The sequence below is a fragment of the Ottowia sp. genome (assembly GCF_035325765.1).
In the GTDB taxonomy this organism is placed as follows: Bacteria; Pseudomonadota; Gammaproteobacteria; order Burkholderiales; family Burkholderiaceae_C; genus Ottowia.
The window spans coordinates 72,240-93,276 of sequence record NZ_DAOKZG010000006.1 but is presented as its reverse complement, the minus strand read 5'-3'; the positions used below and the strand labels follow the sequence as shown (position 1 = coordinate 93,276).

The window sequence follows — 21,037 nt, the reverse complement described above, 5'->3', positions numbered from 1 at the left end:
GCGTGCCGTCGTGAGCCGGCGTCGCTCGCCGCCTTCTCGAACGCGAAGCGGCGGTGGCGGCTGCGGCCGGCCCGCGGCACCCTCAGAATAGCGACATGGCGCGCATCGCACTGGGCCTGAGCTACCGTGGCACGGCATACCAGGGCTGGCAGAGCCAGCCCAGCCGGCAGACCGTGCAGGACCGGCTGGAGCACGCCCTCGCCCAGTTCACCACCCAGCGCGTGCCGACCCTGTGCGCCGGCCGCACCGACGCCGGCGTCCATGCCCTGATGCAGGTGGTGCATTTCGACACGACGCTGGAGCGCGCCGCCTTTTCCTGGGTGCGCGGCACCAACCGCTTCCTGCCGCCGGACATTGCGGTGCAGTGGGCGCAAACGGTGCCGCCGGCCTTCCACGCCCGTGCCAGTGCGCGCGCGCGGCGCTACGCCTATCTGCTGCTCGAATCGCCGGTGCGTCCCAGCCTGGAGTCCGGACGCGTCGGCTGGAGCTTCCGGCCGCTGGATGGCGACGCCATGCGCGCCGCCGCGCGCCACCTGACGGGCGAGCACGACTTCAGCTCGTTTCGCGCCAGTTCGTGCCAGGCCCTGACGCCGGTCAAGACCCTGGCTCCCGTCACGATCCGCCAGTGCGGCGCCTACTGGCGCTTTGACTTCGAGGCCAATGCCTTCCTGCACCACATGATCCGCAACCTCATGGGCTGCCTGGTGCAGGTCGGCCAGGGCCTGCAGCGCCCCGACTGGCTGCGCGAGGTGCTGCAGGCGCGCCACCGGGACGCGGCGGCACCCACCTTCGCCCCGGACGGCTTGTACTTTCTCGGTCCGGTCTACGCACCCGAATGGGGGTTGCCCGAGCGCACGGCGGCCTATGATTGGCTGCCATGAGGAAGGTACAGGCCCCCACGCTTCCTGCTGCGCATGGTGCGCTGCCCCCCGAGGGGGCCCACCCCGCCTTGGGACGGCCCAGCGGCGGGGTGACGGCCCCCACGCTTCCTGCTGCGCATGGTGCGCTGCCCCCCGAGGGGGCCCACCCCGCCTTGGGACGGCCCAGCGGCGGGGTGACGGCTGCGCGCACGCGCATCAAGATCTGTGGCCTGACGCGCGAATCGGACGTGGACGCGGCGGTGGCCGCCGGCGTCGACGCCATCGGCTTCGTGCGCTACCCGCCCAGTGGACGCTACGTGACGGCCGCACAGGCGGCGCGGCTGGCAAGCCGCCTGCCGCCGATGGTGACGCCGGTGCTGCTGTACGTGAACGCCGACGCCGACGAGATCGCGCAGGACTGCGCATTGCTGCCGGGCGCGGTGCTGCAGTTCCACGGCGACGAGGGCGCCGCCGATTGCAGCGCCGTGGCACGCCGCTGCGGACGCCCCTACTGGCGCGCTGCGCGAATACCGACACCGGCCGACGGCGGCTTCGACTTGCTAGAATTCGCACGCGACTTTTGCACCGCCAGTGCCATCGTGCTCGACGCCCATGTGGAGGGTTTCGGCGGCGGTGGAAGGACATTCGATTGGTCACGGCTGCCACCAAGCGTTCCTGCTCACCTCGTCTTGTCTGGTGGACTCACACCTGCAAACGTGAGCGCCGGCCTGTGCGAGTTGCAGGGCCGCGGGTGGTCGCTCGCGGTTGACGTTTCATCCGGCGTCGAAGCCATCGGAGCCGATGGCCGGCCCACCCAGGGCATCAAGGACGCCAACAGGATTCACGAGTTCGTCGCCGCCGTGCGCGCGGTCGACGCGCTCCTTGCGAGACACCCGAACCCATGAACGAATACCACCAGCCCGATGCGCGCGGGCATTTCGGCCGCTACGGCGGCAGCTTCGTCAGCGAGACGCTGACCTACGCCATCACCGAGCTGAAGGAAGCCTACGGGCGCTACCAGCACGATGCCGAGTTCCAGGCCGAATTCCGCTATGAACTGGCGCACTACGTGGGCCGCCCATCGCCCATCTACCACGCCGCGCGCACCAGCCGCGAGCTCGGCGGCGCGCAGATCTTCCTCAAGCGCGAGGATCTCAACCACACCGGCGCGCACAAGATCAACAACGTGATCGGCCAGGCCATGCTGGCGCGGCGCATGGGCAAGCGGCGCATCATCGCCGAGACCGGCGCCGGTCAGCACGGCGTAGCGACGGCCACGATCTGCGCGCGCTACGGCCTGGAATGCGTGGTCTACATGGGTGCCGAGGACGTCCGGCGCCAGAGCCCCAATGTCTACCGCATGAAGCTGCTGGGCGCCACCGTGGTGCCGGTGGAAAGCGGCAGCCGCACGCTCAAGGACGCGCTCAACGAAGCCATGCGCGACTGGGTCGCCAACGTCGATGACACCTTCTACATCATCGGCACCGTGGCCGGTCCCCACCCCTACCCCATGATGGTGCGCGACTTCCAGAGCGTGATCGGCCAGGAGTGCCTGGCGCAGATGCCGGCGCTGCTGGCGGAGCTGAACCTGGCCGCCGGCCAGCCGGATGCGGTCATCGCCTGCGTCGGCGGCGGCAGCAACGCGATGGGCATCTTCCACCCCTACATCCCGCACGAGAGGACGCGCCTGATCGGGGTCGAGGCCGCCGGCCAGGGGCTGGACAGCGGCCGCCACTCGGCCAGCCTGCAGCGCGGCAGCCCGGGCGTGCTGCATGGCAACCGCACCTACATCCTGCAGGACGAGAACGGCCAGATCACCGAAACCCACAGCATCTCGGCCGGCCTGGACTATCCCGGCGTCGGGCCCGAGCACGCCTGGCTCAAGGACACGGGGCGCGCCGAATACGTGGGCGCGACCGACACCGAGGCGCTGGCCGCGTTCCATCACCTGTGCCGCACCGAGGGCATCATTCCAGCGCTGGAATCCAGCCACGCCATGGCCTACGCCATGCATCTGGCGCCCACCATGCGACCCGAACAGTCGATCCTGGTGTGCCTGTCGGGCCGCGGCGACAAGGACATCGGCACCGTCGCCGACCTGGAAGGCGCCGACTTCTTCGACCGTCCGTCGATGCGGGGCCACGTCGTCAAGGGAGCACGCGCATGAGCCGCATCCAGGCCACCCTCGCCGCGCTGCAGGCCCAGGGCCGCAAGGCACTGATCCCCTATGTCACGGCCGGCTTTCCCTACGCCGACATCACGCCCGCCCTGATGCACGGCATGGTGCAGGCGGGCGTCGACATCATCGAGCTGGGCGTGCCGTTCTCCGACCCCAGCGCCGACGGCCCGGTGATCCAGAAGGCCGGCGAGCGCGCGCTGGCGCTGGGCATCGGCCTGGCCCAGGTGCTGGCCATGGTCCGAACCTTCCGGGCGCGGGATGCGGCGACGCCGGTGGTGCTGATGGGCTATGCCAATCCGATCGAGCGCTACGACCTCGCGCACGGTTCCGGCGCCTTCGTGCGCGATGCGGCCGACGCCGGCGTGGACGGCGTGCTGGTGGTGGACTACCCGCCCGAGGAATGCACCGAGTTCTCGGCCAGCCTGCAGGCTGCCGGGCTGGACCTGATCTTCCTGCTGGCGCCGACCTCGACCGAGCAGCGCATGCAGGAGGTGGCGCGCGTGGCCAGCGGCTACGTCTACTACGTCTCGCTGCGCGGCGTCACCGGTTCGGGTGCGCTGGACCTGGGCGAGGTCGAGGCCATGCTGCCGCGCATCCGCCAGCACGTCCACATTCCGGTCGGCGTCGGCTTCGGCATCCGCGACGCGCGCACGGCGGCCGCCATCGGCCGCGTCGCCGACGCCGTGGTGATCGGCAGCCGCCTGATCCAGCAGATCGAGACGCAGCCGCACGAGCGCGTGGTGGCCGCGGCGATCGACTTCCTGCGTCCGATCCGCGCGGCGCTGGACGCATAATCGCGCTATCAAACGAGGAGTTCATCCGATGAGCTGGCTGGAAAAGCTGCTGCCGCCCAAGATCCAACCGACCGACGCCGCCGAGCGCCGTCAGATGCCCGAGGGCCTGTGGATCAAGTGCCCCCAGTGCGAGACCGTGCTCTACAAGACCGACCTGGAGCACAACCAGAATGTCTGCCCGCACTGCGACCACCACCACCGCATCGGCGCGCGCGAACGCCTGAACGGCTTCCTCGACGCCGAGGGTCGCTACGAGATCGGGCAGGAAGTGGTGCCGGTGGACGCGCTCAAGTTCAAGGACAGCCGCAAGTATCCCGAGCGCATCAAGGAGGCGATGGAGAACACCGGCGAGACCGACGCCCTGGTCGTCATGGGCGGCGCCGTGCGCTCGATCAGCGTGGTGGCGGCCGCCTTCGAATTCGACTTCATGGGCGGCTCGATGGGCTCGGTGGTGGGCGAGCGCTTCGCGCGCGGCGTGCACACCGCGATCGAGCAGAAGGTGCCCTTCATCTGCTTCACCGCCACCGGCGGCGCGCGCATGCAGGAAGGCCTGTTCAGCCTGATGCAGATGGCCAAGACCAACGCGGCGCTGACGCGCCTGGCCAAGAAGGGCCTGCCCTACATCAGCGTGCTGACCGACCCCACGATGGGCGGCGTCTCGGCCGGCTTCGCCTTTGTCAGCGACGTCGTGATCGCCGAGCCCAAGGCGCTGATCGGCTTCGCCGGTCCGCGCGTGATCGAGAACACGGTGCGCGTGAAGCTGCCCGAGGGCTTCCAGCGCGCCGAATTCCTCCAGGACAAGGGTGCGGTCGACTTCATCTGCGACCGGCGCCAGTTGCGCGAGCGCATCGCCGCCATCCTCGCCATGCTGCAGCGCCAGCCCGCCGACGCGGTGCAATAGCGCGGCACGGCCGCGCCGGCCTCAGGTCCCGTGAATGAATCGATGGCGCCCGAAAGGGTTGTCAAGACGCGTCCGATCCAGACGCAAGGCGCAGCCATGGCCCGCGCTGCGGCGAGCATCTGCAACGACGAGCGGGCGCGTCTTGGCGGCCAGGGCGGGTGCCAGGCGTTTTTTTCCCAGGCTCTCAGCCGGTGCCCAGCACGACGGTGCTGCCCAGCAGCTGGGCCTGCAGCGAGCCGACCGCGATGCCGGCCACCTGCAGCAGCACCAGCGCCAGCAGGGGCGACAGGTCAATGCCGCCGACCAGCGGCAGCAGCCGGCGCAGCGGCGCCAGCATCGGCTCGGCCAGGCTCTGCAGCACGTCGGTGATCAGCGTGCGCTGCCCGGTCCAGGACAGCACGGCAGCGATGATGATGATGGCGCTGGCCACCGACACCGCCAGCCGTGCCACGCCGAGCACCCCGAGCACCGGCAACAGGCCCCAGCCGGGCAGCCCGAGCATCAGCATCAGCAGCGCATACTGCAGCAGCTTGAGCAGCCAGGCCGCCAGCAGGCTGGCCAGGTCGAAGCTGCCGCGTGCGGGCAGCACGCGCTGCAGGGGACGCACCAGCCAGTCGGTGAAGGCCAGCACCAGGCGGCCGACCGGGTTGGCCAGCGACATGCGGCGCCAGCGCATGTAGAGGCGCAGCAGGCAGGCGCCGCCGACCAGGGTGACAGCGACCTCGACCAGGAAGGTCAGGATTTCATAAAGCATGGGTTGAGCTCCTCGGCGCTGCAGCTCGCCGCAGCGCCGAGCCGAATCCAGACACGCGTGCGATGATAGCGTCACGCTCCGCCGACGCGCTGCGCCCGGCGCCGGCGGGACGCCGCGCCATGACCGACCGCACGCTCCACTCGCTGCCCCTGTTCCCGCTCGGCACGGTGTTGTTCCCCGGTGGCCGACTGCCGCTGCGCGTGTTCGAGGTGCGCTACCTGGACCTGGTCGGCAAGTGCCAGCGCACGGGAGCACCGTTCGGTGTCGTCGCCTTGCGCCAGGGGCAGGAAGTGCGCCATCCCGGTGCTCCGCTCGAGCACCTCGAGTCGATCGGCACCCTCGCGCACATCGACGCGCTGGAACAGGTCCAGCCGGGATTGCTGCTGATCGAGTGCCGAGGCACCGAGCGCTTCCGCATCGACCACAGCGAGCGCCTGCGCCACGGGCTGTGGATCGCCGACGTCACGGTGTTGCCTCCCGAGCCGGCCCTGCCCGTGCCCAGCGACCTGGAGCACACGGCCCAGGCGCTGCGCCGCGTCCACGCCGGCTTGCGGCGCGGACCGTCCACCCTGCCCGTCCCCACGGCCGGCAGCGAACACTTCGAGGATTGCGGCTGGGTGGCCAATCGCTGGTGCGAACTGCTGCCGCTGCCGCTCGCCCTCAAGCAGCGCCTTCTGGGCCTGGACAGCCCGCTGCTGCGGCTGGAACTGGTGAGCGACCTGCTGGAGCGCGCCGGCATCGACGGCGACGCCGGATGAGGCGGCCCCGCGGCGCGCCGGGCTGGCCATGCCGGCTCCGCCTAGAATCTCAGGTTTGCCTGCATGCAGGCGCGCCCCGGCACAGCGCCGGTTTGTCCACGCCATGACCCAGCCCACCGCCCCTTCCGCAATCGCGGACCCCGACGAGAACAAGCTGATTGCCGAGCGACGCGAGAAGCTCAGGGCCTTGCGCGAGGGACAGGCCGCAACCGGCCGCATCGCCTTTCCGAACGACTTCAAGCCCGCGCACCGCGCTGCCGCGCTGCTCCAGGCGCACGGCGCAACCGACGGCGCGACCTTCGAGGCCGAGCTGGCGGCCGGCCGACCGGTCGAGGTGAGCGTGGCCGGCCGCATGATGCTCAAGCGGGTGATGGGCAAGGCCAGCTTCGCCACCCTGCAGGATGCCACCGGCCGCATCCAGATCTACGTGACGCGCGCCGACGTCGGCGAAGCCGATTACGCGGCCTTCCGGCACTGGGACCTGGGCGACATCGTGGCGGTCGAGGGCCACCTGTTCAAGACGCCCACCGGCGAACTGTCGATCCAGGCCCGCCGCATCCGCCTGCTCACCAAGAGCCTGCGCCCGCTGCCCGACAAGTTCCATGGCGTGCAGGACCAGGAACTCAAGTACCGCCAGCGCTACGTCGACCTGATCATGGACGAGACGACGCGGGCGCGCTTTGCGCTGCGCAGCCGCACGCTCGGGACGATGCGCGACTTCATGGCCGGGCACGGCTTCATGGAGGTCGAGACGCCGATGCTGCACCCGATCCCCGGCGGCGCCAACGCCAAGCCCTTCGTCACCCACCACAACGCGCTCGACCAGGACATGTACCTGCGCATCGCGCCCGAGCTGTACCTGAAGCGCCTGATCGTCGGCGGCTTCGAACGCGTGTTCGAGATCAACCGCAGCTTTCGCAACGAAGGCATCAGCGTGCGCCACAACCCTGAATTCACGATGATGGAGTTCTACGCGGCGTATTGGAACTACCAGGACCTGATGGACTTCACCGAAGCGCTGATTCGCGACACCGCCCGCAGTGCCACCGGCACGCTGCAGCTCGCCTACCAGGGCAAGCCGGTGGACCTGGAGCGACCCTTCGCGCGCCTGACCATTCGCGAGGCGATCGCCGCCCACACCGACATCGGCGCCGGCGTGGACGATCCCGCCGCGTTGATCGCACGGCTGAAGAAGCTGGGCCTGAGCGAGGCCCGCGACAAGCTCGGCCAGCGCAGCCTGGCCAGCCTGCAGGTGATGTACTTCGAGGAGGCGGTCGAGCAACACCTGTGGCAGCCGACCTTCATCATGGAGCACCCGACCGAGATCAGCCCGCTGGCGCGCGCCAACGACGCGCGCCCCGAGGTCACCGAGCGCTTCGAGCTCTACATCACCGGCCGCGAGATGGCCAACGGCTTTTCCGAGCTGAACGACGCGGAGGACCAGGCCGCCCGCTTCGCCGCCCAGGCCAGTGCCAAGGACGCGGGCGACGAGGAGGCGATGTTCTACGACGCCGACTTCATCCGCGCGCTCGAATACGGCATGCCGCCGACCGGCGGCTGCGGAGTCGGCATCGACCGGCTGATGATGCTGCTCACCGACAGCCCGAGCATCCGCGACGTGATCCTGTTTCCGGCCTTGCGCAAGGAGACCTGAGCGACATTGGCGACCGCTTGTCGCCGATCGTTGCGGGATATCTGGTATCTGAGCGCGGAGATCGGGCGCATGTCCCGGCCTCGACCACATCGCCCCCAGAGACCCCATCCATCCTGCCCCGCGATCCAGCGCGAAGCGAGACTCCCGCGCCTGCCAATCAAGCGCGCCAACCCATCAATTCAGCCTGGAAACGGCAGTTGGACGCGTTCGCCAGTGCCGCTATCGGCATGGCAGGCGAGGCGAGAGGACGCGGCAGGCTCGTGCCTGCAAGGACGATCAACGACGCATGGCGCGCCGAGAGTGGTGCTGGCGGGCGTGTAGCGTGCTCACCGAAGTGTGGTGAGCGGGAAAGAAGCTGCCAACGTCCATGGCCATGCGGGTTTGGAGAAGGTCGCAAGCGGTCAACGGCCGTTTCTGGGGTCAGGGGGCTCACGAGGAGGGCCGCGACGAATCGTCCGCCCCGCCCCGTTCCCGCGGGACGTCGCGCCAGCGCACATCCGACACGCCGGTGTCCATGGACGCGCCAGTCGCCTGGGCCGCGTCGGCGCGCGGCGTGCTGGACTCGGGCGCACCGCCGGGGTGCTGGGGCCAGCGCCGGCGCGCCAGGTCGCGGTAACGCTGCCAGAGCAGGGTCACGGTGGCCGGCCGGCCGGTGACCAGGCTGGACACCAGGCTGAACACCACCATCACCACCAGCCAGATCAGCAGGCTGGCGAGGAACACCAGGCCGAGCAGCGCGAGCATGGCCCACGCCGCCCAGCCGGCGAGGCGGCGCAGCAGGCGTTCGAGTCCACCGCCGGCGGGCGTGCCGGAAGGTGGCGTAAGGTATCCGAAGGGCATTTGATTCATGGGCGGTTGGAGCCGCATCCGGGCGCCAAGTTCACGGCAGGCGTTCGAGCGCGTGCCGATACGCCGGCGCGCGCATCAGGAGCGCCCAATCCGGCGCCGCGCCACGTCCCAGCAAGGCCAGGCGCCGCCCGGCGCTGCCCGGCTGGGGCTGCCAGCGGCCACCGTCGTGCGCCCGGGCCAGCCCGTCGATGACCTCGTCGATCACGGCACCGCCGGCTTCTCCCGCCGCCTGGCAGCTCAGCAGCGCCTGGTCGCAGCCGGCGTCCAGCGCCGCCCGCACCGCCTCGAGCGGCGTCACGGTGCGCCCCTCGATGCTGCGCGCGCCTGCCATGCTCAGGTCGTCGCTGATGATGGCTCCGGCAAAGCCCAGCCGCTGGCGCAGGACGGCCTGCAGCCAGCGCGGCGAAAATCCGGCGGGCCGGCGATCCACCCGGGTGTAGATCACGTGCGCCGGCATCACGGCCTGCAGCACCGTGGCCAGCCAGCCATACGGAGCGGCGTCGTCGCGCAGGATGGCAGCCAGCGTGCGCCGGTCGCGCGGCACATCGGTGTGCGAATCGGCGGCGGCGAAGCCGTGGCCCGGGAAATGCTTGCCGCAGTGGGCCATGCCGGCCTGCAGCAGGCCGTGCATCAGGCTCTTGGCCAGCATCGTGACCACGCGTGCGTCCGCATGGAAGGCGCGGTCGCCGATGACGCCGGAGCGCGAAGTGCCGGGCCACCCTGGACTTGCCGCGCCCCTTCGAGGAACAGCCCGCGCCGGTGCCGGCGCAGCGGCCTCGTCCTGCCAGTCGAGGTCCAGCACGGGCGCCAGCGTCAGGTCGACGCCGCAGGCACGCAGTTCGGCGCCCAGCACGTGGCCGCAGGCGGTGGCCGCATCCTGCGCGCGCATGGCGTCGCGCATCCAGAGTTCGCCCAGGCGCCGCATCGGCGGCAGCGCCGTGAAGCCGTCGGTGCGAAAGCGCTGCACCCGCCCGCCTTCGTGGTCGACACAGATCAACAGGTCCGGCCGCAGCCGCCGGGCCTGGGCGCACAGCGCGGTCAACTGGGCCCGGCTCTGCCAGTTGCGCCCGAACAGCACGACGCCGCCGACCAGCGGGTGCGCGAGGCGCCGGCGATCGGCCGCCGACAGCGTCGGCCCGGCCAGGTCGATCAGCAGCGGAGCGTGGTCGATGCGCATGGAAAATTCGACCCGGATCGGATTCGGTTCAACGGAAGAACAGCCAGGTCTGCAGCGCGTAGAGCGGCAGCAGGATGCCGCAGCTCCAGAGCATGTAGCCGAAGAAACTGGGCATCTTGACGTCCTGGTCCTCGGCGATCGCCTTGACCATCAGGTTGGGCGCGTTGCCGATGTAGGTCATGGCGCCCATGAAGACGGCGCCGGCGCTGATCGCCGCCAGCGTGGTCTCCAGCGGTCCGATCAGCTCGGCGGTGTTGCCGCCCGCGGTATTGAAGAACACCAGGTAGGTCGGCGCGTTGTCAAGCACCGACGACAGCGTGCCGGTGACCCAGAAATACATCGCCGGGTTGGGCGAGCCGTCGGCACGCGTGACCGCGCGCACCACCGCCCCGAACGGACCATCGACGCCCGCCTGCAGCATGGCGATCACCGGGATGATGGTCAGGAAGATGCCGGCGAACAGGATGCCCACCTCCTGCATCGGCGCCCAGCTGAACTGGTTGCTCTCGTGCACGCCCCCGGGCGTGATGGCCAGCGAGACCAGTGTCACCACGACCATGCCCAGGTCGCGCACCAGGCTCGGCAGGGCCACTGGCGTGCCATAGATGTCGAACACGATGCCCGGATTCCACACCCCGCTCATCAGCACCAGGCCGACCACCACGCCCAGCAATGCGAAATTCGCCGCGCCATCGAAGCCAAAGCGCTCGTCGCTGGGGGTCGGGTCGACCGGTCGCACGCCCTCCTTGCGGTAGAGATAGCTGTCCAGCAGGAAGAACAGCACCAGCAGCACGGCGATCAGGAAGACGGTGTCCGGCAGCAGGTGCGCCACGGTCCAGAAGAACGGCACGCCCTTGAGGAAGCCGAGGAACAGCGGCGGATCGCCCAGCGGCGTGAGCGAGCCGCCGATGTTGCTGACGATGAAGATGAAGAAGATCACCACGTGGGCGGCCGAGCGCCGGTCGTCGTTGGCGCGGATCAGCGGGCGGATCAGCAGCATGGAGGCGCCGGTGGTGCCCATGAAGCTGGCCAGCACGCCACCGACCAGCAGGATCGCGCAATTGAGCAGCGGCGTGCCTTTCAGGTTGCCGCGGATGTAGATGCCGCCCGATACCGTGAACAGCGCCGTCAGCAGCAGGATGAAGGGGATGTATTCGGCCAGCAGCGCGTGCACCAGGCCGGCACCCGCCATCCGCAGGCCGAACATGAGGCCGAACGGGATGAAGAAGGCGAGCGACCAGGCCGCCGAGATCTTGCCGAAATGATGGTGCCAGAAGCGCGGGCCCGCGAGCGGCCAGACGGCAATCGACAACAGGATTCCGATGAAGGGCACGGCCCACCAGAACGCGAGCTGGCTGCCATCGAACTCGGCGGCGCTGGCCGGGGTGGCCAGCGCCAGCAGGAGGAGCCCGGCGGCGGTGCGTCCCGCGCGCGCTCGGCGCAACTTGTTCGTGGCTGGCGGCATGGCGTTCGCTCTTCCTCTCGTTTGCGGTTCGTTCCTCAGGGCGCGATCGTCACCGCATCAGGGCTTGGACATGATCATCGCCGGCGGTTGCCGCAGCACGGGGCCGCTGCTGGGCTCCGGCGGCGCCGGCAGATCGAACACCTGGCGCAGGTAGGCCAGGTAGCCCTCGTCCTCGACCATCGTCTTGCCCGGCGCGTCGGAGATCTTGGCCACCGGCTGCCCGTTGCACTGCACCATCTTCAGCACCAGCTGCAGTGCCTCGGGCCCGACGTCGTTGGTCAGGTTGGTGCCGATGCCGAAGGCGACCTGGATGCGACCGTGGAAGCGCCGGAACAGCTCGATGCAGCGCGGCACGGTGAGCGCGTCGCTGAAGATCAGCGTCTTGGTGCGCGGGTCGCAGCGATTGGCCCGATAGTGCTCGATCATGCGTTCGCCCCAGACGAAGGGGTCGCCCGAATCGTGGCGCGCACCGTCGAACAGCTTGCAGAAGTACATGTCGAAGTCGCGCAGGAAGGCATTCATCCCATACACGTCCGAGAGGGCGATGCCGAGGTCGCCGCGATATTCCTGGGCCCACTTCTCGAAGCCGAACACCTGGGTGTCGCGCAGCCGGGGCCCGAGCGCCTGGCAGGCCTGCAGGTACTCGTGCGCCATCGTGCCCATCGGGCGCAGGCCCAGCTCCTTGGCGAACAGCACATTGCTGGTGCCGGTGAGCTGACCGCCCTGTTCGCCGCTGCCCAGGCGTTGCCGCAGGGTCTCGAGCACCTCGCGCTGCCAGGCGCGCGAGAAGCGCCGCCGCGTGCCATAGTCGGCGATCCGCAGTTCGGCCAGGTCCGGCGCCTTGAGCAGATCGATCTTGGCCGCCAGGCGCCGCCGCCCCTCGCCCAGGTCCAGCCCCGGCTGGGTGTTGCGGAAGTAGACCTCGCTGATGATGGCCAGCACCGGGATCTCGAACAGGATGGTGTGCAACCACGGCCCACGCACCCGGATGTCGATCTCGCCCGTGTCGAGCGGGGTCAGGGTGATGTGGCGCTCGCTGAGCCGGAACAGCCCCAGGAAGTCGATGAAGTCGCTCTTGATGAAGCGCAGGCCGCGCATGTAGGCCAGCTCGTCCTCGGAGAAACCGAGGCTGCACAGCGACCGCAACTCGTCGTGGATCTCGTGGATGTAGGGCGCAAGCGCCACGCCGGGCGTGCGGCACTTGAACTTGTACTCGACCTGGGCACCGGGGAACTGATGCAGCACGGCCTGCATCATGGTGAACTTGTACAGGTCGGTGTCGAGCAGGCTCTCGATGATCATGGCGCGTTTGTCTTCCTCTGTGCACTGCGGCTGGCGCGCGCGCTGGGCCTGGCGTGCTCCGCCCAGTGTAGCGTGGTCGTCGCGGCTCAATCGAGCCAGTGCGTGAACGACTCGACCGGCTCGCGCGGATTCCAGAAGCTGTTCACCGGCGCCTGCTCGTCGGCCCAGCCGAGCGACATGCCGCACACCAGTTTCTCATCGGCACCGGCACCGACATGCGGCAGGATGATGCTGCCGTAGAAATTCCAGGCAGCCTGCGGGCAGGTGTGCAGGCCGCGCGCGCGCGCCGCCACCATGATGCTCTGCAGGAACATGCCGTAGTCGATCAGCGAGCCCTCCCCCATCACCCGGTCGACCGTGAAGATCAGGCCCACCGGTGCATCGAAGAAGCGGAAGTTGCGCCGGTGCTGGGCATGCATGGCGTCCTTGTCGCCCTTGCGGATGCCGAGCAGGCCGTACAGGCTCCAGCCGTTCTGGCGCCGCCGCCCGAGGTAAGGCTCGACCCAATGGCGTGGGTAGTAGTCGTATTCCTCCTGGTAGCGCGCCGCCTGCTCGGGGTCGTGGTATGCGGCGTCGTAGGCCTGGCACACCTGCTCCACCAGCGCATCGCGCGACCGGCCCTGCAGCACGTAGACACGCCATGGCTGCGCATTGCTGCCCGAGGGCGCGCGACTCGCCACGCGCAGGATCTCCTCCAGGATCGCGCGCGGCACGGGATCGGGCCGGAACGCCCGCACGCAGTAGCGATTCTCGATCGCCGCGTCGACGCTGGCGGGATCCGCGATGGCGGCATGCAACTGGTTCATAGCAACTCCTCCAATACCTTCCTGAGCACCGATGGCAGCGCCACGGGACGCTGGGTGGTGCGATCCACGTAGACGTGCACGAAATGCCCCCTGGCGGCGGTCGTCTCGGCCCCCTCGGCGAACAGGCCCACCTCGTAGCGCACGCTCGATGCACCGATGTGCGCCACGCGGATGCCTGCCTCGACGTTCTGCGGAAATGCCAGCGGCGCGAAGTAATGGCACTGGGTCTCGACCACGAAGCCGATCGTGCTGCCGTGCGCGGGATCCAGCGCACCATGCTCGATCAGGTGGGCGTTCACCGCGGTGTCGAACCAGGCGTAGTAGACGACGTTGTTGACGTGGCCGTACTGGTCGTTGTCCATCCAGCGCGTGGTGATGGGGCGAAACGCGCGATAGTGACTGCGCATCCCGGGCTGCGGTCGGGCGGTGGCGTTCATCGGCCCGATTCTGCCAGCGGCTCGCTGCGGCACGTCCCGGCGCCCGCGCGACGCCGGGCGAGCAGCGCAGTTAGAAAGGTGCATCTAAATTTGATGCACCGCAGCAAAAGAGCTTGATTTGTGGCCCGGAATCCATAGAATTCAACTCATGCTGCACTGCAACATAAACAACTGAAGCAGTGTGGCAGAGAAACGTAGTACCTGTTCCACCACTGATCCCTGGAGAGACTTCATGATGCTGACCCCTGACCAATTCCTGGCCGCCCAGAAGGCCAACCTGGACACCCTCAACGGCCTGACCAACAAGGCCTTCGAAGGCGTCGAGAAGCTGGTTGAGCTGAACCTGCAGGCCGCCAAGGCCGCGCTGGCCGAGTCGCAAGAGCACGCCAACGCCCTGCTGTCGGTGCGCGACGCGCAGGAACTGCTGGCCCTGCAAGCCAGCATGCTGCAGCCGCTGGCCGAGAAGACGGCCGCCTACAGCCGCCACCTGTATGACATCGCCGCTGGCACCACCAGCGAGTTCAGCAAGACCTTCGAAGCCAAGGTCGCGGAAAGCCAGGCCCAGTTCGCCAACATGGTCGACACTGCCGCCAAGAACGCACCGGCTGGCTCGGACACCGCCGTGGCGATGATGAAGAGCGCCGTGGCTGCTGCCAACAACGCGTTCGAGTCGGTGCAGAAGGCCGTCAAGCAGGCCACCGACATGGCCGAGGCGAACTTCAACGCCGTGGCCGCCAGCGCGACCAACGTCGCCAAGAGCGCCACGACCGCCAGCAAGAAGCGCTGATGCAGGCAGGCGGTAGCGCCCCAGCGCGCTGCCGCCGGCTCGCACCGGACGTTTCCCGATGCCTGGCCCAAATGGGTCAGGCCTCAATGAAAAGGGCATGGCATGTCATCTGCAATGCTCTTCCCATTGGGTGATCCGACACGGTCCTCCAACCGGTTGTCTCCTCGGATCCTTTCGACACCGCACAGGTTCAGGGATCCCTTCAAGGGCTGGTCGCAAGACCGGCCCTTTTTTTTGTCCGGGGTCGGCGCAGGACGGATCCATCGCTCCCAACAATGCGAACGATTCTCGTTTGCGTTATCATGGCGGCCCGATCCGATCGGACCCCCCTCGTTTCCCAGAAGGTCTCCCATGAGTTCCACCCGCCTGCTGGCCGCGACGCTGTCGCTCGCGGCCGCCCTGTTCACCGGTCCCGTGCATGCCGACGAACCCGCCATCAACCTCTACTCTGCGCGCCACTACGCTTCCGACGAACAGCTCTACAGCGACTTCACGAAGACCACGGGCATCAAGATCAACCGCGTCGACGCCGATGATGCCGGCATCATCGCGCGCCTGAAGGCGGAAGGCAGTGCCTCGCCGGCCGACGTGATCCTGCTGGTGGATGCGGCGCGCCTGTGGCGCGGCGAGCACGACGGCCTGTTCCTGCCGATCCGCTCGAAGGTGCTGGAAGAGGCGATTCCCACCCAGTTGCGCGCGCATCCGGATGCCGACGGCGGCATTCCCTGGTTTGGCTTCTCCACGCGCGCCCGCGTCATCGTCTACGACAAGATGCGCGTCAAGCGGGAGGACGTGGACACCTACGAGGAGCTCGCGGACCCGAAGAACAAGGGCAAGCTATGCATCCGCAGCGGCTCGCATCCGTACAACCTGAGCCTGTTCGGCGCCATGCTCGAGCACATGGGCCCGGAGAAGACCGAGGCCTGGCTGAAGGGCATGGTCGACAACATGGCGCGGTCGCCCAAGGGCGGCGACACCGACCAGATCAAGGCGGTGGCCACCGGCGAATGCCAGATCGCGGTCACCAACAGCTACTACCTGGCGCGCCTGATCCGCTCCAGCAAGCCGGAGGATCGGCAGGTGGCGGAGAAGGTCGGCGTGGTGTTCCCCAACCAGTCGAGCTGGGGCACGCACGTCAACATCGGCGGCGCTGCCGTGGCGCGCCATTCGAAGAACGTCGAAGGTGCCATCAAGTTCCTCGAATACCTGGCCAGCCCGACGGCGCAGAACTATTTCGCCAACGGCAACAACGAGTGGCCGGTGGCCAAGGGCGTGACCTCCGACAACCCGGCGCTCAAGGCCATGACCGGCGGCAGCGGCGAGTTCAAGGCCGAGACCATCCCCGTGGCCTCGGTCGGCCCGCATCAGGTTCAGGTGCAGCAGATGCTGGATCGCGTCGGCTTCAAGTAATGCCCGCGTGCCGGCCGTGCCCGGGTCTCGGGCCACGGTTTCGCGCCCGCGCCCGGTTCGTCACGGCAGCAGTCGCAGCAGCCGTCCGTCCGCGTTGTCGGTGACCACGTAGAGCAGGCCGTCGGGGCCCAGGCGCACGTCCCGGATGCGCTGGCCCAGATCCTCCAGCAGCCGGTGCTCGGCCACCACGCGGCCATCCCGCAGTTCGAGCCGGGCCAGGTACTGGAACTTCAGCGAGCCGACGAACAGATTGTCCCGCCACGCGGGGCCGTAACGGTCGCTGGCCAGGAAGGCCAGGCCCGACGGCGCGATCGACGGCGTCCAGTGATGCAGCGGCGCCGCCATGCCCGGCTGGCCGCTGGCACCCGTCCCCACCGGGCTGCCGTCGTAGTTGACGCCGAAGCTCACCACGGGCCAGCCGTAGTTGCGGCCGGGCTCGGGCAGGTTGATCTCGTCGCCACCCATGGGGCCGTGCTCGGTCATCCACAACGCGCCGTCCGGCGCCAGGGTCGCACCCTGGCCATTGCGGTGGCCGAGACTCCAGATCTCGGGCAAGGCGTCGGCGCGACCGACGAACGGATTGTCGGCCGGCACCTGGCCGTCCTTGCCCACGCGCACGATCTTGCCGAGGTGGTTGTCGAGTTGCTGCGCCGCGTCGCGGCGCGAGAAGCGCTCGCCGAGGGTCAGCCACAGGGTGCCGTCCGGCTTGCCGTCCACGCGCCGCTCGACGATGCGGCAGCCAAAATGCAGACGGCTGGCAACCTTGGGGTGTTGGCGGAAGATCACCTGCAACGCTTCCAGCTCCTTCAGGTCGGCACCCAGCCGCGCCCGCGCGAGTGCCGTGCCATTGCTGCCCCCAGGCCCTGGCTCGGAATAGCAGAAGTAGATCGTGCGATTGCGCTCGAAGTCGCTGTCGGTGACGACGTCGAGCATCCCGCCCTGGCCTCCGGCAGCCATCGGCGGCAGGCCCTGCAGCGGCGCGCCCAGGCGGCCGTCGGCCTCGATCACGCGCAGGCGACCCGGCCGTTCGCTGACCAGGAAGCGCCCGGCCGGCAGGAAGGCCACGGCCCAGGGGTGCTCCAGGCCACCGGCCACCGTCTCGACCCGCGGCGCCGCCTGCGCCCCGCCTGCCAGCCAGGGCACGGCGAGCGCGGCGATCACACCCGCCCGCATCAATCGACGCCCCAGCCATGTCCGTCTCATGCCCAACCTCGGCCGCCTTGCACGGCATCAACCCCCGAGAGATCGGGGGCCTGCGCCCCATTGTCCCGTTTCGACCCCTACACTACAATGCTTCGCGGCAGCAAGGCTCTTGCAGCCGGAAAGCAACAGCTGGGCACCGTCTTCGAGCGTTGTCCGGGGTTCGCGGCCAGCGTGCTGGCGAACCCGAACTCCTCTCGACTCTCGGGACATGCGCAGGATCCTCTTCATCTCGATCGCACTGAGCGCCAGCCTGCCACTGGCACACGCCGAACCAGCGTCAGGTCGGCTGATGCCGGCGCCCGCGCACGCCAGCGCCGCGCCGCAACTGGGGCAGGCGATTCACCAGGCGACCGACCACGCGCACGAACTGGTGCGCAACGCAATGCAGTTCCTGGGGGTTCCCTACCGGCGTGGCGGCAACTCCGCGGACACCGGCTTCGACTGCAGCGGCTTCGTGCGCACGACCTTCGAGCAGGCCCTGGGCCTGCTGCTGCCGCGCCGCGCCGTCGAACAGGCGGCCGCGACGGACAAGATCGGCAAGGAGGAGTTGCGGCCGGGCGATCTGGTGTTCTTCAACACCTTGCGCCGCGCCTACAGCCACGTTGGCATCTATCTGGGCGATGGCCAGTTCATCCATGCCCCACGCCGCGGCGCCACGGTGCGCATCGAAAGCATGAATACGCGTTACTGGAAGGCGCGCTTCAATGGCGCGCGCCGGGCCCTGCACGCGCGCGTGCCAGCGCTGCTGGCGGCCTCATCCCCGGCGCGGGACGAGGCCGACGCGCCTGCGCCGGCCGTGCTGCACGACACCGTGCCACGCCTGGGCGGCGCGCTGGCGCCGGCACCGCTGCCGTCGACCGAGGTATTTCCGGCATCTGGCAACATCTGAAACACTACGCCAGGCACTGGCCGGCGGCGCAACCGAATTCTGCTTTTACCTCCTCCAAAGGTACAGGGCCCGCAAGGGCCCTCTTTTTTGGCGAGACTGCACCGGGAAATCGGGGCAGCGCTGAACCGGTCCCCGGTGACGGTCGCCTCGCAAACGCGAGACACAGGGCGGAGCAATGGCTGAGGCCGTTGCGGCGCTTCGCGCCTCGCCCGGACAGGTCTTGACGGCCCTCTCGGCCACACCGGATTCGTTCACCCTGGAAACCGCGGCGGAATGCGCCGATCCGTGCCGCGACGGGGCTCGTCCCAGGCACCTGACAACATGAAACGCCACGTCGGTTTCGCAGCTTCCGACTCGAGGGATCGGGCCACGACCCGGGCGGGATCACTGGACGGGTCGGATCAGCTCGGGCGGCCAAAGCAGTGCCACGCCCTGCCGGGCTGCCAGCCGCGCCAGGTCTTCCTCGCTGTCGAGGTCGGTGGTGCAGCGCGCGTGGTCGACTGCCAGGGCCTGCACCTGGTCGGGGTGGGCACGGCGCCATTCGCGCAGGCCCGCGCCGCCGGAGGCGGCCATGACGGCTTGCCGCGCCCGCGCACCGAACACCAGCGGATGGCCGGGCTCGCCGGCATGGACCGGCAGCACCAGTTCGATGCCCGGGGCGCGCGCGTCCCACGCCTGCAAGGCGGCGCGGATGTCGCCGACCTCGAGCAGTGGCTGGTCGCCCAGCAGCACGAGCACCCCTTCCAGATCGGCCGGCAGCGCCGCCAGCGCGCAGCGCAGCGAGGAGCCGGGACCTTCGTCCGGCGCGGGATTGACCGTCCAGGCCAAGCCGGCGTGCCGCGGCTCGCTTCGCAGCGCTTGCAACAGGGGCACCATGTCCGACGCGTGGTGGCCAAGCACGACCTGCTGGCGCCCCACCCCGCCCTCGGCCAGCAGGCGCAACTGGCGTGCCAGCAGCGCCTCGCCGTCGCGCCGCAGCAGGCACTTGGGCCGAAAGCCGAAGCGGCGCCCCGCACCCGCCGCCATCACGACCGCGGCAATCGGGCCGGGGTCGGCCGCCGCGCCGGCTGGGCGAACCTCAGCCGTCAACCGTTGCGTCCTGCTCGGCCCGCGGCAGCAGGCACACCGCCTCGGAGGCGAGCAGCCCCTGCTGGTCCTTCACGTAGGCCACGTCCATGTCACGCGGCAGCGGCACGCCGTTCTTCACGGCCAGGATCTCGGCCATCACGCTGACAGCAATCTCCGGCGGCGTCTTGCTGCCGATGTAGATGCCGATCGGGCCGCGCAGGTGCCGGAGCGATTCCTCGGTCTGGCCCAGGTGCTCGATCATGCGCTGGTGGCGGGCGGCGTTGTTGCGCCGACTGCCGATGGCACCGATGTAGAAGGCCGGGGTGTCGAGCGCCTGCAGCAGTGCCAGATCGTCGAGTTTTGGATCGTGCGTGAGCGCCACGACGCAGGTGCGGGCGTCGGGTTGCATCTCGGTCACCGTATCGTCCGGCATGGACGAGACCACGCGCGTGCCGGGCACGCTCCAGGAGCTGCGGTACTCGTCACGCGGATCGCACACCGTGACCGCAAAGCCGCAGAACTGCGCCATCGTCGCCAGGTACTCGCTCATCTGGCCGGCACCGATGATCAGCATGCGGTACACCGGGCCGAAGGTATTGACGAGCTCGGTCGGCGTCAGGATCAGGTCGGCCGGCACTTCGGCCGGCTCCAGCGTCACATGGCCATCGGCCAGGCGGACGCGCCGGTGCACGAGGCGTCCACGCTCCTGGGCTTCGAGCAGCGCCACCAGCTGGTCGGCCTCGGGGTCGAACTCCAGCAGGACCTCCAGCGTGCCGCCGCATGGCAGGCCGAAGCGGTGCGCCTCGTCCGCGGTGACGCCGTATTTGACGAACTGCGGCGGCCCGCTGTGCGGCAGGGCATCGGCGGCGTCCGGGTTGCGGTAGCGCGCGATCAGGTCGTCCTCGATGCAACCGCCGGAGACCGAGCCCATCACCGCGCCATCGTCGCGCAGCGCCATGATCGAGCCGATCGGCCGCGGCGAGGAACCCCAGGTGCGCACCACGGTGGCCAGCACGGCCTGCCGGCCGCCCTGGCGCCAGTCACGCAGCGCGCGCAATACGGTGACGTCCAGGTTTTCCATGTCGCGACTCCTTTCGCTCGATGCCGATAACTCCTTGGTTCTGCGACGCGGTCCGGTGTTCCCGCGCGCCGATGCGATGTTCAGCGCAATGCGTAGCCAATGGCCAGTATGACGACGATGGCGACCAGGATCCAGACCCAGGCTGGAATGCCGCCACTGGGCACAGGGGCCTGCACCGGCGCCGCTGCCGCTTCGGCGGGCGCCGGATGGCGCGCCTGCATTTCCTCGTCGAAGCGCTTGAAGAAACTCTCGGCCATCGACTTGGCGACGCCGTCGATCAGGCGCTGGCCGACCTGGGCGATCTTGCCGCCCACCGTGGCCGTGACCGTGTAGCCCAGTTCGCAGCCGGCGTCGCTCGGCGTCAGCGTGACGTCGGCGCTGCCCTTGCCGAAGCCGGCAGCGCCGCCGTTGCCCTCGAAGTTGAGCGTGTAGCTGGTGGGCGCGTTGACGTTGGCGAGCTGGATCGAACCCTTGAACCTGGCCGACACCGGGCCGATCTTGATCGCGTTCACGAGCGCATAGGCGTTCTCGCCCGTCGCCTCGATGCTGTCGCAACCCGGGATGCAGGCCTTGAGCACCTCGGGATCGTTCAGCGCGTCCCAGGCCTGTTGCTGGGTCACTGCAAGCTGGCGGCTGCCTTGCATGTCCATGGGTTCACTCCTC

At 69.1% G+C, this 21,037-nt stretch carries 21 protein-coding genes; 10 read left to right on the top strand and 11 right to left on the bottom strand.

Annotation, left to right across the window (positions count from 1 at the left end; translation table 11 throughout):
* Window positions 1-95 precede the first annotated feature (95 nt).
* The 5 genes from truA to accD are packed head-to-tail and all read left to right on the top strand — an operon-like array spanning window position 96 to window position 4,734.
* On the top strand, window positions 96-881 hold the full coding sequence (gene truA, locus PKA16_RS04125; protein WP_324400682.1) for a tRNA pseudouridine(38-40) synthase TruA: 786 nt from the start codon (window positions 96-98) through the stop codon (window positions 879-881).
* Window positions 878-1,765: a phosphoribosylanthranilate isomerase gene (locus PKA16_RS04120; protein ID WP_324400680.1), complete on the top strand. Its 888-nt coding sequence runs from the start codon at window positions 878-880 to the stop codon at window positions 1,763-1,765. Before truA ends, PKA16_RS04120 begins: the two co-directional genes overlap by 4 nt.
* Complete coding sequence (trpB, locus tag PKA16_RS04115) at window positions 1,762-3,027, top strand: tryptophan synthase subunit beta (RefSeq protein ID WP_324400678.1); 1,266 nt, start codon at window positions 1,762-1,764, stop codon at window positions 3,025-3,027. The genes PKA16_RS04120 and trpB overlap by 4 nt, the downstream gene beginning before the upstream one ends.
* Window positions 3,024-3,833, top strand: a complete 810-nt coding sequence (gene trpA / locus PKA16_RS04110) for a tryptophan synthase subunit alpha (RefSeq protein ID WP_324400676.1) — start codon at window positions 3,024-3,026, stop codon at window positions 3,831-3,833. The genes trpB and trpA overlap by 4 nt, the downstream gene beginning before the upstream one ends.
* Window positions 3,834-3,861: 28 nt before the next feature.
* A complete protein-coding gene (gene accD / locus PKA16_RS04105) occupies window positions 3,862-4,734 on the top strand; it encodes an acetyl-CoA carboxylase, carboxyltransferase subunit beta (RefSeq protein ID WP_324400674.1) in 873 nt (290 codons plus the stop codon).
* 184 nt (window positions 4,735-4,918) lie between these two features.
* On the opposite strand, the gene PKA16_RS04100 is transcribed toward accD, so the two are convergent.
* Window positions 4,919-5,488, bottom strand: coding sequence for a YggT family protein (locus tag PKA16_RS04100; RefSeq protein WP_324400672.1), 570 nt, complete (start codon window positions 5,486-5,488; stop codon window positions 4,919-4,921).
* 119 nt (window positions 5,489-5,607) lie between these two features.
* On the opposite strand from PKA16_RS04100, the gene PKA16_RS04095 reads away from it, so the two are divergent.
* Both PKA16_RS04095 and lysS read left to right on the top strand, forming a co-directional pair.
* Window positions 5,608-6,246, top strand: a complete 639-nt coding sequence (locus tag PKA16_RS04095; protein WP_324400670.1) for an LON peptidase substrate-binding domain-containing protein — start codon at window positions 5,608-5,610, stop codon at window positions 6,244-6,246.
* Between the two features lie 103 nt (window positions 6,247-6,349).
* A complete protein-coding gene (gene lysS, locus PKA16_RS04090) occupies window positions 6,350-7,900 on the top strand; it encodes a lysine--tRNA ligase (protein ID WP_324400667.1) in 1,551 nt (516 codons plus the stop codon).
* 429 nt (window positions 7,901-8,329) lie between these two features.
* Here lysS and PKA16_RS04085 read toward each other — a convergent pair whose 3' ends face one another.
* From PKA16_RS04085 to PKA16_RS04060, 6 genes are all read right to left on the bottom strand, one after another.
* Window positions 8,330-8,740, bottom strand: coding sequence for a hypothetical protein (locus tag PKA16_RS04085; protein WP_324400665.1), 411 nt, complete (start codon window positions 8,738-8,740; stop codon window positions 8,330-8,332).
* Between the two features lie 40 nt (window positions 8,741-8,780).
* Window positions 8,781-9,926: a beta-N-acetylhexosaminidase gene (nagZ, locus tag PKA16_RS04080; protein ID WP_324400664.1), complete on the bottom strand. Its 1,146-nt coding sequence runs from the start codon at window positions 9,924-9,926 to the stop codon at window positions 8,781-8,783.
* A gap of 28 nt (window positions 9,927-9,954) precedes the next feature.
* Window positions 9,955-11,391: a sodium:proton antiporter gene (locus tag PKA16_RS04075; RefSeq protein ID WP_324400662.1), complete on the bottom strand. Its 1,437-nt coding sequence runs from the start codon at window positions 11,389-11,391 to the stop codon at window positions 9,955-9,957.
* 57 nt (window positions 11,392-11,448) lie between these two features.
* Window positions 11,449-12,693, bottom strand: coding sequence for a nicotinate phosphoribosyltransferase (gene pncB, locus PKA16_RS04070; protein ID WP_324400660.1), 1,245 nt, complete (start codon window positions 12,691-12,693; stop codon window positions 11,449-11,451).
* A gap of 86 nt (window positions 12,694-12,779) precedes the next feature.
* On the bottom strand, window positions 12,780-13,499 hold the full coding sequence (locus tag PKA16_RS04065) for a nitroreductase (protein WP_324400658.1): 720 nt from the start codon (window positions 13,497-13,499) through the stop codon (window positions 12,780-12,782).
* Complete coding sequence (locus PKA16_RS04060) at window positions 13,496-13,936, bottom strand: thioesterase family protein (RefSeq protein ID WP_324400656.1); 441 nt, start codon at window positions 13,934-13,936, stop codon at window positions 13,496-13,498. Before PKA16_RS04060 ends, PKA16_RS04065 begins: the two co-directional genes overlap by 4 nt.
* A gap of 232 nt (window positions 13,937-14,168) precedes the next feature.
* Here PKA16_RS04060 and phaP point away from each other — a divergent pair, with 232 nt between their 5' ends.
* Window positions 14,169-14,723, top strand: coding sequence for a TIGR01841 family phasin (gene phaP / locus PKA16_RS04055; protein WP_324400654.1), 555 nt, complete (start codon window positions 14,169-14,171; stop codon window positions 14,721-14,723).
* Window positions 14,724-15,074: 351 nt separating this feature from the next.
* Window positions 15,075-16,133, top strand: coding sequence for an extracellular solute-binding protein (locus tag PKA16_RS04050; RefSeq protein WP_324400653.1), 1,059 nt, complete (start codon window positions 15,075-15,077; stop codon window positions 16,131-16,133).
* Window positions 16,134-16,193: 60 nt separating this feature from the next.
* On the opposite strand, the gene PKA16_RS04045 is transcribed toward PKA16_RS04050, so the two are convergent.
* Entirely contained in the window at window positions 16,194-17,306 is a 1,113-nt protein-coding gene (locus PKA16_RS04045; RefSeq protein WP_324400696.1) for a PQQ-dependent sugar dehydrogenase, read from the bottom strand.
* A gap of 238 nt (window positions 17,307-17,544) precedes the next feature.
* Here PKA16_RS04045 and PKA16_RS04040 point away from each other — a divergent pair, with 238 nt between their 5' ends.
* On the top strand, window positions 17,545-18,225 hold the full coding sequence (locus tag PKA16_RS04040) for a C40 family peptidase (protein WP_324400651.1): 681 nt from the start codon (window positions 17,545-17,547) through the stop codon (window positions 18,223-18,225).
* A gap of 384 nt (window positions 18,226-18,609) precedes the next feature.
* On the opposite strand, the gene PKA16_RS04035 is transcribed toward PKA16_RS04040, so the two are convergent.
* The 3 genes from PKA16_RS04035 to PKA16_RS04025 all read right to left on the bottom strand — a co-directional run bounded on the left by PKA16_RS04035 (window position 18,610) and on the right by PKA16_RS04025 (window position 21,024).
* Window positions 18,610-19,314 (bottom strand): NTP transferase domain-containing protein, encoded by a 705-nt coding sequence (locus tag PKA16_RS04035; protein ID WP_324400649.1) that lies wholly within the window; start codon window positions 19,312-19,314, stop codon window positions 18,610-18,612.
* Window positions 19,304-20,374, bottom strand: coding sequence for an XdhC family protein (locus PKA16_RS04030; protein WP_324400647.1), 1,071 nt, complete (start codon window positions 20,372-20,374; stop codon window positions 19,304-19,306). Before PKA16_RS04030 ends, PKA16_RS04035 begins: the two co-directional genes overlap by 11 nt.
* An 80-nt stretch (window positions 20,375-20,454) precedes the next feature.
* The gene (locus tag PKA16_RS04025; RefSeq protein ID WP_324400645.1) at window positions 20,455-21,024 is read right to left on the bottom strand and encodes a carbon monoxide dehydrogenase subunit G; all 570 of its coding nucleotides are present in this window, start codon (window positions 21,022-21,024) and stop codon (window positions 20,455-20,457) included.
* Window positions 21,025-21,037 lie beyond the last annotated feature (13 nt).